The following is a 12207-nucleotide window of genomic DNA, read 5'->3' on the forward strand; positions in this document are numbered from 1 at the left end:
AAAAATGAAAAACTTTTTCGGGAGAGTATTCTCAACAATCATAGGAAATCTATTAACGATTAGTGTATTTGTAATACTTCTTATCGTTTTGATATTTGTTTCAGCATTATCTGCTCCAACAAAAAGTGTGAAAGATGGTTCTGTTTTAGAAATTTCGTTAGAAGATCCAATTATGGAAAGTGATATGGATCGTTCCGTTTCTATTTTTGATATGTCAGAAAGTTCAAATGTTTTTTTACAAGATATTATTCATTCAATTGAAGAAGCGAAGAATGATGATAAAATAAAAGGAATTAGTCTGAAATTGGATAAATTTTCTGGTGGAGCTACGCAAGCGACTGATATTCGTAATGCGTTAGAAGATTTTAAAAAATCTGGAAAATTTGTGTATTCATATTCTAATTCAGGAAGTCAGTTGTCATATTATATAAGTAGTGTCTCTGATAAAATTTATCAAAATCCTTTGGGAGGAACTTTATTGCAAGGTTTAAGTTCTAATATTATGTTCTTCAAGAATGCAGGAGATAAATATGGTGTAGATTTTCAGGTGATTCGTCACGGACAATTTAAGAGTGCGGTTGAGCCGTATTTGAGAACAAATATGTCTGATGAAAATCGTTTGCAATTATCAGAATTATTGAATGATGTTTGGGGTAATGTTTCAAACTCGATTACAAAATCGCGTAAAATTTCTCCTGAACAATTCACAACAGTTACAGACAGTTTGTATGCTTTTATTCCAGAAATAGGAAAAGAAAACAAGATTTATGATGTATTGGCGCAAGAAAATGAGTATCAAAAAATGTTATTCACAAAACTTGGTCTGAAAGAAGAAAAATCAAAAACTGATTTTGAAGTTCTTGAAAAACATACGATAAAAGTGGAAGATTATTTCGAAACTTTATCAGAAAAATCTGAAAAAGATAAAATTGCAGTCTTATACGCATCTGGAACAATTACAGAAGGAGATGGTTTTGATGGAATCCAATCGAAAACTTATGTGGATGCGATTCGCAAAATCAGTCAAAATGATAAAATCAAAGCTTTAGTTTTACGTGTAAATTCTCCAGGAGGGAGTGCAAATGCATCAGAAGAAATTTTATATGAATTGATGCAATTGAAAACGAAAATGCCAATCGTAGTATCTTTTGGAGATGTCGCGGCGTCTGGTGGATATTATATCGCACAAGCTTCGGACAAAATTTATGCTCAACCAAATACAATTACTGGTTCTATTGGAGTTTTCGGAATGATCCCAAATGCGCAAAAATTATTCAATAATTTTGGATTAGATTTTGACGAAGTAAAAACAAATGCAAACGCAGATCAGTTGAAAGATGTGATGACGCCAATGTCTGCAACGGCAAAAAATACAATGCAAAAATCGATTGTATTGATTTATGGAAAATTCGTAAATCACGTTGCAACAAATAGAAAATTAACATACGAGCAAGTTGATAAAATAGGTGAAGGACGTGTTTGGTCTGGAACTCGTGCAAAACAAATTGGTTTGGTAGATGATTTTGGGAGTTTAGATACAGCGATAAAAGAAGCTGCTAAATTGGCTAAAATTGAAAAATATTCGACAGAAAATTATCCAAAAAGAAAAGATTCTTTCGAAGAATTTATGGATAATCTTCAAGGAAAAAATACTGAGGCAGCAATTGCAAAAGAATTAGGTTCGGACGGAATCAGAATTTACAAAGAAATAAAGATGATGAATGAGCAAAAAGGTGTTCAAGTTAGGCTACCTTACGATATTCAAATTCAATAAAAATCATAAAAAAGGGTTAAAATATTTTTAACCCTTTTTTATTGTTAAAATCTTACTATTTTAGTAAAAATATTTAGTTGATAATAAAATTAAATTCTCTTTTATAATCATCTAAATTTATTATACTTTTGTACATTCATTTTTAATAATACTGAGACATAATCAACGATGGGATTATTTGATTTTTTCACGCAAGAAATTGCGATTGACTTGGGGACTGCTAACACTTTAATTATCCACAATAATAAAGTTGTAGTAGATAGTCCATCTATCGTCGCTATACATAGAAGAACAAATAAAGTTATTGCTGTTGGAGAACAAGCAAAACACATGCAAGGTAAAACGCATGATGATATAAAAACAATTCGTCCTTTAAAAGACGGAGTAATTGCAGATTTTGAAGCTTCAGAATTCATGTTGACAGAGTTCATCAAGAAAATTCCTGGAATTCAAGGGAAGTTATTTTCACCTTCATTGCGAATGGTGATTTGTATTCCTTCTGGAATTACAGAAGTTGAAAAACGTGCCGTAAAAGATTCTTGTGCACGCGTTAACGCTAAAGATGTTCGTCTTATTTACGAACCAATGGCTGCTGCGATAGGTGTTGGAATTGATATCACTCAACCTAAAGGTAACATGATTATTGATATAGGTGGTGGTACTACAGAAATTGCCGTTGTTGCATTAGGTGGTATTGTTTGTGACAAATCTGTGAAAATTGCAGGTGATGTTTTTACAAATGATATTGCATATTACTTAAGAACCCATCATAATTTATATATCGGAGAAAGAACTGCTGAACGTGTTAAAATTGAAGTTGGAGCTGCTGTAGAAGAACTAGAGCATGCACCAGAGGATATGCCAGTACAAGGACGTGATTTGATTACAGGAAAACCAAAAGAAATTACTGTAAATTACCGCGAAATTGCACGCGCATTGGACAAATCAATTTTACGCATCGAAGATGGTGTAATGGAAACGTTATCTCAAACTCCTCCAGAATTAGCTGCAGATATTTACAACACTGGTATCTATATGGCTGGTGGTGGAGCTATGTTGAGAGGTTTAGATCAACGTATTTCTAAAAAAACAGGTTTACCAGTTTTCTTGGCTGATGATCCTTTACGTGCTGTTGTTCGTGGAACAGGTATTGCACTTAAAAATATTGATAAATTCACTTTCTTAATGAAATAGAAGAGTAAAGAGCAATGCAATATATTCTGAATGCGATTAGAAGAAATGGAATGCTATTAATTTTTGTCTTTTTAGAGTTAATTGCGTTGTTTCTTGTCTTTAAGAAAAATATTTATCACGAAACTATTCTTGCTTCTGCAAGCACGTCGTTTACAGGTTATGTGGATGATAAAATTGCGAAGGTGACAAACTTTATTCATTTACCGAGTGCCAATAAAGATTTGATGGACGAAAATGCCTTTTTGCGTGAGCAATTGGTGCATTTAGGTATTAAAGATGCGAAAACTAAACAGTTTTACAAATCGGATACCTTAGGTTATCATCAAACGTATTCTTTTGTACCTACAGAGATTGTAAATAACTCGATTATCAAAACGCAAAACCTTTTGACGATTGATAAAGGAACAAATGATGGAATAGAAAAAGGTGACGGAATCATTACAAATAATGGTGTAATTGGTATTGTAACTTTTGCTGGGAAAAATTATTCTCGTGCAATTTCGTTGTTAAACAAGGATATCAATATCAATGCACGTATCAAAGGAAATCAATATTTTGGGACAGTGAAATGGGATGGAAAAGATCCTCGTTTTGTCCAATTATATGAAATTCCGAAATACATCGAAGTGAAAAAAGGAGATATTATCGAAACAGATGGTAAATCGCCAGTTTTCCCAGAAGGAATTATTATAGGTAAAGTTGTAAGCAAAGGAATTGATGAAACGGGAGAAATGAAAGTTCAAGTAAGATTGAAACAAGATTTCGCCAATTTAGCACAAGCTTATGTGGTCACAAACCTTAATAAAGTTGAAATTCAACAAGTAGAAAAATCAGATACAATAACAAGTCCACAGAATGTTCAATAAAGATTTTTTAATCAATATTATCAAGATTATCGTTTTAGCTTTGTTACAAGTTTTTGTGTTTAATCACATCAACTTTTTAGGAAGTTATCAACCATATATCTATATTGTATTTGTATTATTTTATGCGCCTTATCAAAATAAATATGCCTTACTAATCTTATCATTTATGTTAGGATTAATGATAGATATTTTCGAATACACAGGAGGAATTCATGCTTTTGCATTAACACTTATCGCATTTCTTAGAAATCCAATCATCAAACTTTTGGCAGGAAAACAAGATTACGAAATGGAATTTTTCTCTTTCAATTCGTTCAGTTTTGCGCAATGGTTGTTTTATTTGATTATTCTAATTCTTGCACATCATATTATTTTATTACTTCTTGAGAATTTTAAACCATCAGGAATTGGACCTTTGATGCTAAAAGCATTAATCAGTTCGGGAATAACTTTTGTGTTTGTCTTTATTTATAAAATTTTATTTAAAAATAAAGTTGGAGTATGAAAAAGTTGATGGTTGTTTATGCACTCATCCTGTTTATAGTGTTTCTATTTATAGGACGTTTGGCGTATTTGCAATTATTTACAGATCGTTATACGTTAAATGCATTTAATACGTCGATCAAACAAGAAATCATTTATCCCAATCGTGGTGATATTCTTGATCGAAACGGGAAATTGTTGGTGAGTAATACCTATTCGTACGAATTAGATGTTATTCCAGGAAAATTAATTGACAGTTATGGAGAATATATGAATGGTTTTGATAAGCCTAAATTCTCTAAAATGATTGGAATTTCTACACAACAATTTGATTCTATTTTAGATAAAATTGTAACTGCAAAAGATTACAAAAAATTATCTCCATATCCTTTTTTAAAGAATATTTCGCGCGAAAATTTTGCTCGTATGCAAGAGCAATTGTATTTGTATCCAGCATTTAGTATCATCAAACGTCCTGAACGTAAATACATGGTAAATTCTGCCGGAAATATATTGGGCTATATAAATGAGGCCAATCAATCTTATATCAAAACAGATTCTACCTATTATCAACCTGGAGATTTAGTAGGAATTGCTGGAGTTGAGAAATCGTATGAAAAAGATTTGCGTGGAGTAAAAGGTGTAAAAAACTGGATTGTAGACCGAACAATGAATGTTGTTGGTCCATATAAAAACGGTGACTATGATCGACCTGTAAAAAGTGGGAAAACAGTTCATTTGACTATCGATTATCGTTTGCAAGAATTGGCGGAACAAATGCTTCAAAATAAGCGTGGAGCAATTGTCGCTCTTGATCCTACTAATGGAGAAATTTTGGCTTTAGCATCCGCACCTACAATTAATCCAAACGATTATTTGAATACAAAGTTGAGAAGTGCATTAATCAACGATTCTATTGCTCGTCCAACTTATGATAGAGCTTTACAAGGAACTTATCCTCCTGGTTCTACATTCAAAATGGTAACGGCTTTGGCTGGTTTACAAATGGGAACGATGACAGAAAAAACAACATATGTTTGTAAACATGGTTTCCGTTATGGACGTATGCATATTGGTTGTCACTGTGGAATGTATTATACGCCGCAAGGTTTAGAACATGCAATTGGAAAATCATGTAATAATTATTTTTCTGAAGCTTATCGTGATATTGTTCGTAAAGACCCAAATGATTATAGTGTCGGAATTAACGAATGGGCTTCCATTTTGAATAGTTTCGGATTAGGAAAATTTATGGGAACAGATTTACCTGTTGGTAGCAAAGGTCTTATTCCGACAGCTGAGTTTTACGATAATCGTTTTGGAGAAGGTGTTTGGAATCCTTATCGTATTATTTTTAATGGTATGGGACAAGGAGATATCAATACAACTCCGCTGCAAATGGCAAATTATACAGCAATTATTGCCAACAAAGGATTTTTCTATACACCGCATATTGTACATAGTATTGATGGAAAACCATTGACGGATTCTACTTATATGGTGAAAAAAAATACATTGGTTGATCCAAAACATTTTGACATCATTCAACGCGGAATGCGTAATGTATTTACAATGGGTACAGCTCGTAGTTTTGATACAAGTTCTTTTGTACAATTTGGTAAAACTGGAACTTCTCAGAACTCTCATGGACAAGATCACTCATTATTTGTATTGTTTGCTCCAGCAGATAAACCAAAAATTGCGATTGCTGCAATTGTAGAAAATGGTTCTTGGGGTACAACTTATGCTGGACCAATGGCGAGTTTGATTGCTGAATTGTATGTAACAGATACAATAAAACGTCCTGCGTTAGTGCAACGTATGAAAAATGGTAATCTACAAGGCGAATATCGTCGTCAATGGATAGATTATCTAAAAAGAAAAGGATTATACGTAGAACCTGTAAAAAAAGATTCGATCGGAAATAAAATAGATAGTTTAAAATTAAAAAAAGATTCAACAAAACTAAAACATGAGCCAAAGCAGATTACTAAAAGGAATTGATTGGACCGTACTGATCCTTGGGTTTCTGATAGTAACTTTCGGGATTATGAATGTGTATAGTGTCAATCCAGATTTAGGTGTAAAACAGCTAATTTGGTTTGGACTTGGAATGGTGATGATATTGATTTTGATAATTACGAGCGGAAACAATCGTAATTTCTTCGAAATTTATAGTCCAGTTTTTTACATTATTTCCCTCGTTTTACTCGTTGGAGTTTTGATTGTTGGAAAGGAAATTAATGGTGCAAAAGCGTGGTATCGTTTTGGTCCTCTGAGTTTGCAACCAGCCGAATTTGCTAAGATTGGTACAGCTTTGTTGATTGCTAATTTTATCAATCATTCAAATGCAAATCTAAAAGACTTAGGTTTTATAGGAAAAATATTGTTGATTATCGCAATACCAGTAGTTTTAATCCTTCTTCAACCCGATTTAGGATCAGTAATTATTTTCTGTTCATTAAGTATTGCTTTGTACAGAGAAGGACTTAATCCGTGGATAATTTTAGCGCCAATCATATTATTAATCATTTTCTTGATTTCGATTGTACAAATTCCTTTTTATGTTTTATTAGTTTTTGGATTTATAATTCTGACAATTGCGTTATTAATCTTAGCTTTCAATTATAATCAGAATGTAGTTGATGCAATGCATGGTGTTTTAATCGGTTTATCAATTTTCTTTTTATTATTGATTGGAATTTGTTATTTGGTTGAAGATTTATCAGAAACAACAAGAGAATCTTTCGGACATTTATTTCCAATGCGTTCTTTATTTTTCTCAGAACCGATATTTTTTAATACAACTTTCTTTGGTTTAATAGGATTCTTTATATCAATTATTCCAGTTTTAATTTTAAAATTAACCGAACAAAAAGAAATTAATGATTCACCATTCAAAACACAATCTGGATTAGCTGCAAATGTTCTGAATTTTAGTATTATTGCGTCTATTGTGTTGTTATTATTTGCAAGTACGGTTAGCTTTATTTCGCCTATTATTTTCGAAAAATTACCAAAACACCAAAAAGAACGTGTAATGGTTTTGTACGAAGGAGAAGCAAAGTATCGTGATACTTCGGGATATAATTTATTGTATGCGAAAACAGCGATTGGTTCGGGCGAATTATATGGAAAAGGTTACAATCAAGGAACTATTAAAAAAGGAAGATTTGTACCAGAACAACAAACCGATTACATTTTTACAGCAGTTGGAGAGGAGTGGGGTTTCATAGGAAGTACAGCTTTGGTAATTGTCTACGCAATTTTTGTTGGACGATTATTTTTCTTAGCCGAACATCAAAAAAATAGATTTGCACGATTTTATGGATATGCAGTCGCCTCTATTTTATTTTTCCATTTCTTTATCAATATTGCAATGGTAATTGGGCTTTTCCCAACAGTTGGTATTCCGCTACCATTCTTTAGTTATGGAGGAAGTTCGTTGTGGGGATTCACTATTCTGATCGGAATTTTCCTAATCATTCATTACAAGAACAGTCAAGGATTTATTTAGAAAATAATTCAATAAAATAAAAAAGCTACATTGATTTTCAATGTAGCTTTTTCGTTATTATTTCGATACTTCTAACTCAGAAATATGATGAACTTTCTTAATTAATTTATTGTCTTTATCAACTAAGATTAGAGTAGGAGTAGACTCTATTCCAAACTCTGCAGCGATTGGCGAATCCCATCTCAAAAGATCAGTATAATTGTACCAAGGTAAATCCTTTGTAGCATTATTAAACGCTGTTTGATCGTAGTCTAAAGAAATGGCAACAATTTCTCCGCCTTTTGATTTAAAGTTCTTGTAAAACTCTTTAATATGTGGGATTTCTTGTTGACAAGCAGGACACCAAGAAGCCCAGAAAACAATTAATTTTTGATCTGCTTTGATATCATACAACGATTTTTTTCCGTTAATAGGTTGAGGAAAAGTGATATTTGGAACTTTACTTCCTGCTTGCATAGAAGCGCTTTGTCCTACTTTCTTTTTCAATTGATCTGTTACGTTAGAAGTCAAACCTTTTACTTTATCTACGTATTTTTTATGAAAATTTGCATATTCTTTTTCAGGAACAAAGTTTAAGATAGTTGTCAATACATTTTGACCTCTTGTTGTTTTGATATCTGTTTTAACCAAAATTTCGTCTGTAGCAGCAATTAAATTTCCTTCTACATCTTGATTGTTAGCAACAGCTAATTTTCCATTAATATAAGCAAAAACTAAATCATTAAAGATTCCAGATTGCTCCAATCGTACATCATCTTTTACAAAATGATTTACAATTTCATTTAGGGTTTCAGTATCTTTATTTGTTTGAGCTTTTTGTTTCAAATCATTCAACTCATTAATATAGGTAATTAATGGTGAGAAATTTTCGTTACGTTTCAACTCTTTTATTCGTTTATCTTCTTTTACCATTGCTGTATAAAACTCGTCAGTCGGTTTATACATTTGCATTAAATAAGGAAAAACCTGGTTCTGAATTTCATTTAATGGTTGAAGTGCTAAAACTTTATTGTATTCCTTTTGTGTATTTCCCTCAAAAATTTCAAGTTTAGTAGATATTTCTTGCCCACTAACCGTTTTGAATTTTAGATTTTTGTTATCAGTTAATAACGAAAGATTTTCACCTGTTGGCAAATCAATACGTACAAAACCATTGTATTCTTTTGGAACTTTTACAGAAAAATTTCCGTTGTTATCAGTAATCGCATTGTTGATTAATTTCATTTCGGCATTGTCGAAAATTTTAACCAAAACAGGTTTATTTGCATAATTTTCTATTTGCCCAGAAACATTAAACTGCCCAAAGACAGAACTTCCTAAAACAACAAGCGGCAGTATAAATTTATTTTTCATAGTTTGTTTGATATAAAAAAACCTCAATCTATTTGATTGAGGTTTAAAAGTATGAATTTATTTTTTAATAACTTGTCTTTGTCTATAGGAAATAAATCCTGCGATTGAGATTGCTGAAATCACTAATAGAGGAGCATAATCGTCTATTCGAGTTGATGGTTTACCAGGAACGTTTGTAGGGGGAGGAGGCCCACAATCTGGATCATTTGGATCACAACCTTGTGCATAAGTCTTTAAAGTAAATATGCTAAAAATAAATAAAGTTAAAAGTAATCTATATTTTTTCATAAGGTTAGAGGTTTAATTAATTGTTTTTAGAGAGACAACTTTTCCATCTTTGTATGTAATTACTATTACATAAACTCCTGATGATGAGCCAAGATTTAATTTATAATCTGAGTTTGTAGATATATCTACATTACGAGTAATTAATCTACCTGTTAAATCATAGATTTAAAATTTGCACTTGTATTCTATCTCAAAATACTCAAATGGTTTAACAATTAATACATCAGGATTACCTGTCCTAAAATATGGAGTAGTTCCAGAAGTTGCTTTTTGAAGGTAAGCACTAATTCTAGTAGTGTTAGTATTACTTCTTCCTGTTTGCCCATTCCAATCTACAGAATAATTATCAGCTAACTTGTTTACCCTAAATTTAATTGTAGTAGGCTCAAATGTTTCTGTAGGTCCTTTAGTTACACCATTAACAATAAATTTTATCCATGAAGTAGCAATAAGAAACATCACTTAAGTCAATATTTGATGTGAAAGGATTTGAAAAACGGTGTAAATTTTTAGCATATCTAGCATTTGTATCTACATTAGTATTATTACCTAACTAAGAATCATAAGTTTCATTATAATTGTTAGTTAAGTTTTTCCATTACCCCCAAGTTAATTCAGAAAATTAGGTTTTTGTTTTATTTCTAATTCCACTTTCAACATTGTTTAATACGATAGCCTTGTTATTAGGTTTACCATATGTTGAAAATTTTGTACCAGAAATTCCCTCAAGAAAAGTTTTAAAAGGTCGAATCATTGTATTGACAGTGTAGTTAGCTCCTGCAGTAACAAGTGTTCCTATAGGAACATGGTCATATTCACTTTGTTTAATATCCCAACTTAATAATGTCTGTAAATATCTTGTGGTTCCACAATTAACATCAACTTTACAATCTCCTCTAAATGAATATGAATTTCCAATAATATTTTCGAAAATATTATCGACATTATCTCCTTGATATGGTAAACCAAATGGAAAATAATCATTAGAAAAAACGTCTATTTTTGAGCGCTCAATAGACACTCGACCTGAAACAGTAGAAGCTCCATCAATTATTAATTGACCATATTGACTTCCAGTAGTTCCTACAGCGTATATATTAACAAAGTTATTTCCAATGGATTAGCATTACTAAAACCACCTTTAATTTGGATATTCCCTTCATTAATTATTTTTTCAGTAGTACCTCCAGCAGTATCTGTATCAACACTAACATTGCCTCAGTTGTAAAATAGAGTGTTTGGATTAACTTTGACTATTACAGCGTCTTTGATATATGTATCTTACGCTGAAGCACTATATATCCCACCTAATGCGAATAAAGCAAGTAGATTCTTTTTCATAAATTATATTATTTTGGTAGGTTTTTTTTAAAATTATAAAATAATTTCATTACAAATATAAAAATATTTATTAAAAAGTTGCTATACAATAGATTATATTATAACCTTTTCAGGTAAATCTTTAATATTATACATCAAATCAGTAAAAATTTCCTCCGTAACTGCTCGCAATCCTCGAGCTCCTAAACCCAATTCATTGGCACGGTCTACAATTTTATTTAGGGTTTCGTCCGTCACTACAAGCTCTTTTCCATCTAAGGCAAAAAGTTTTGTATATTGTTTCATCAGAGAGTTTTTTGGTTCTGTCAAAATAGCTTTCATCGCTTCTTTATCTAATGCTTTAAGATAAGTAATAATTGGTAAACGTCCAATTAATTCTGGAATGATACCAAAGTTTTTCAAATCTTGTGCATTTACTTCATCCAAAAGATTTTCTATTTCTTTGTGATCTTCGTTCTTGAAACCAATTACGTGTTTCTTCAAACGATCTGCGATGTGTTTTTCTATTCCAGAAAAAGCTCCGCCAGCCACAAATAAAATATCTTTTGTATTAACTTCTATAAATTTTTGATCAGGATGCTTACGTCCCCCTTTTGGTGGCACGTTAACAATAGTTCCTTCTAAAATTTTAAGCAAAGCTTGTTGTACACCTTCTCCAGAAACATCACGTGTAATAGATGGATTGTCACTTTTACGTGCAATTTTATCTATTTCATCAATAAATACGATTCCTTTTTCGGCAAGCTCTACATTATAATCAGCAGATTGTAAAAGACGCGTCAAAATACTTTCTACATCTTCTCCTACATATCCAGCTTCTGTAAGTACAGTTGCATCAACGATTGCAAATGGAACATTTAATAACTTAGCAATTGTTTTTGCTAATAATGTTTTTCCACTTCCTGTTTCTCCAACTAAAATAACGTTCGATTTGTCAATCTCTACATCATTTTCTTTGTCTAATAATATTCTTTTGTAATGATTGTATACGGCAACCGACAATATTTTTTTTGCCTGGTCTTGACCAATCACATAATCATCTAAAAACTCTTTAATTTCTTTCGGAGATTTTAGCGTTAATGGTTTTATCAAATCGTTATTTTCGTTAAATTTCGATTCTTCTAAAACTATACCATGAGCTTGTTCTATGCAATTATCACAAATATTACCGTCGATTCCAGACACTAAAATATTTACTTCGTTTCTGCTTTTTCCGCAAAAAGAGCACTTATTTTCTTCCAATTTTTTATACTAATTAAGATGCAAAGGTATTTATTTTCTTCTAGATAGAAAATAAATTATTTGTTAATTTCTATAAATGTAAATTAAATCAAAAAAGTGGATATTTTTGTCGGATCAGGGACAAAATTTGGGGAGAAGTTTAATAATTC

Annotated in this window: 12 protein-coding genes; 6 read left to right on the plus strand and 6 right to left on the minus strand. The window is 31.5% G+C overall.

All coding sequences use genetic code 11. From position 1 onward, the window contains the following. Positions 1-4: 4 nt before the first annotated feature. The 6 genes from sppA to rodA all read left to right on the plus strand — a co-directional run bounded on the left by sppA (position 5) and on the right by rodA (position 7834). Positions 5-1774, plus strand: coding sequence for a signal peptide peptidase SppA (gene sppA / locus B3J26_RS13300; RefSeq protein WP_291074801.1), 1770 nt, complete (start codon positions 5-7; stop codon positions 1772-1774). A 168-nt stretch (positions 1775-1942) separates the two neighbouring features. Beyond that, positions 1943-2968, plus strand: coding sequence for a rod shape-determining protein (locus B3J26_RS13305; protein ID WP_019975837.1), 1026 nt, complete (start codon positions 1943-1945; stop codon positions 2966-2968). A gap of 14 nt (positions 2969-2982) precedes the next feature. After that, on the plus strand, positions 2983-3834 hold the full coding sequence (gene mreC / locus B3J26_RS13310) for a rod shape-determining protein MreC (protein WP_115001503.1): 852 nt from the start codon (positions 2983-2985) through the stop codon (positions 3832-3834). Continuing rightward, complete coding sequence (gene mreD, locus B3J26_RS13315) at positions 3824-4339, plus strand: rod shape-determining protein MreD (protein ID WP_115001501.1); 516 nt, start codon at positions 3824-3826, stop codon at positions 4337-4339. The genes mreC and mreD overlap by 11 nt, the downstream gene beginning before the upstream one ends. Next, complete coding sequence (locus B3J26_RS13320; RefSeq protein ID WP_291074802.1) at positions 4336-6321, plus strand: peptidoglycan D,D-transpeptidase FtsI family protein; 1986 nt, start codon at positions 4336-4338, stop codon at positions 6319-6321. The genes mreD and B3J26_RS13320 overlap by 4 nt, the downstream gene beginning before the upstream one ends. 46 nt (positions 6322-6367) lie before the next feature. Then, a complete protein-coding gene (gene rodA, locus B3J26_RS13325) occupies positions 6368-7834 on the plus strand; it encodes a rod shape-determining protein RodA (RefSeq protein ID WP_414646941.1) in 1467 nt (488 codons plus the stop codon). A 57-nt stretch (positions 7835-7891) separates the two neighbouring features. Here the strand turns inward: rodA and B3J26_RS13330 are convergent, their stop codons facing one another. The 6 genes from B3J26_RS13330 to clpX all read right to left on the minus strand — a co-directional run bounded on the left by B3J26_RS13330 (position 7892) and on the right by clpX (position 12058). Beyond that, a complete protein-coding gene (locus tag B3J26_RS13330; RefSeq protein ID WP_291074804.1) occupies positions 7892-9187 on the minus strand; it encodes a TlpA family protein disulfide reductase in 1296 nt (431 codons plus the stop codon). A gap of 57 nt (positions 9188-9244) precedes the next feature. Continuing rightward, positions 9245-9475, minus strand: a complete 231-nt coding sequence (locus B3J26_RS13335) for a hypothetical protein (protein ID WP_291074805.1) — start codon at positions 9473-9475, stop codon at positions 9245-9247. 12 nt (positions 9476-9487) lie between these two features. After that, positions 9488-9640, minus strand: a complete 153-nt coding sequence (locus B3J26_RS14930; protein ID WP_414646942.1) for a T9SS sorting signal type C domain-containing protein — start codon at positions 9638-9640, stop codon at positions 9488-9490. Further along, complete coding sequence (locus tag B3J26_RS13340) at positions 9641-9934, minus strand: hypothetical protein (RefSeq protein WP_291074806.1); 294 nt, start codon at positions 9932-9934, stop codon at positions 9641-9643. Between the two features lie 163 nt (positions 9935-10097). Then, a complete protein-coding gene (locus B3J26_RS13345; protein ID WP_291074807.1) occupies positions 10098-10496 on the minus strand; it encodes a hypothetical protein in 399 nt (132 codons plus the stop codon). 413 nt (positions 10497-10909) lie between these two features. Next, on the minus strand, positions 10910-12058 hold the full coding sequence (gene clpX / locus B3J26_RS13350; RefSeq protein ID WP_221854332.1) for an ATP-dependent Clp protease ATP-binding subunit ClpX: 1149 nt from the start codon (positions 12056-12058) through the stop codon (positions 10910-10912). Positions 12059-12207: the final 149 nt, after the last annotated feature.

Origin of the sequence: Empedobacter sp. UBA5987 (genome assembly GCF_002429865.1) — a bacterium.
In the GTDB taxonomy this organism is placed as follows: domain Bacteria; phylum Bacteroidota; class Bacteroidia; order Flavobacteriales; family Weeksellaceae; genus Empedobacter; species Empedobacter falsenii_B.